At 56.4% G+C, this 564-nt stretch carries 1 pseudogene; it reads left to right on the forward strand.

The features are described 5' to 3' along the window. Nucleotides 1-564: pseudogene (locus HMPREF1627_RS00840) on the forward strand (glucose-6-phosphate isomerase); the annotation flags it as partial.

Consider the following 564-nt stretch of genomic DNA (forward strand, 5'->3'; position numbering starts at 1 on the left):
AAACCACACTCGTTATCGTCGCTTCAAAGACGTTCACCACGCTGGAGACGCTCACGAACGCGCGGGTTGTGCGTGAATGGCTACTAGATGGCCTCGAAAAGTCGGACGCGCTTGCCGGTAAGTCGAAGGCTGAGGCTGTGCGTAAGCACTTCATTGCCGTGTCCACGGCTTTGGATAAGGTTGAAGAGTTTGGTATTGACCCGCAAAATGCTTTCGGTTTTTGGGATTGGGTTGGTGGCCGCTACTCCGTTGATTCTGCGGTGGGTACTTCCTTGGCGATTGTGCTCGGCCCGGAGGCTTTCGAGGAGTTCCTGGCTGGCTTCCACGACATGGATGAGCATTTCCGCACCGAAGAATGGGGAGCCAATGTCCCTGTCCTCATGGCTTTGCTGAACGTGTGGTACACGAACTTCCTTGGCGCCCACACGCACGCTGTGCTTCCGTACTCGCAGTACCTGCACCGTTTCCCCGCGTACTTGCAGCAGCTCACGATGGAGTCTAACGGTAAGAGCGTCACGTGGGACGGCAAGCCCGTTAATTACCAGACGGGAGAGGTGTTCTGGG

This window comes from Actinomyces sp. S6-Spd3, from assembly GCF_000758755.1.
Taxonomy (GTDB): Bacteria; Actinomycetota; Actinomycetes; order Actinomycetales; family Actinomycetaceae; genus Pauljensenia.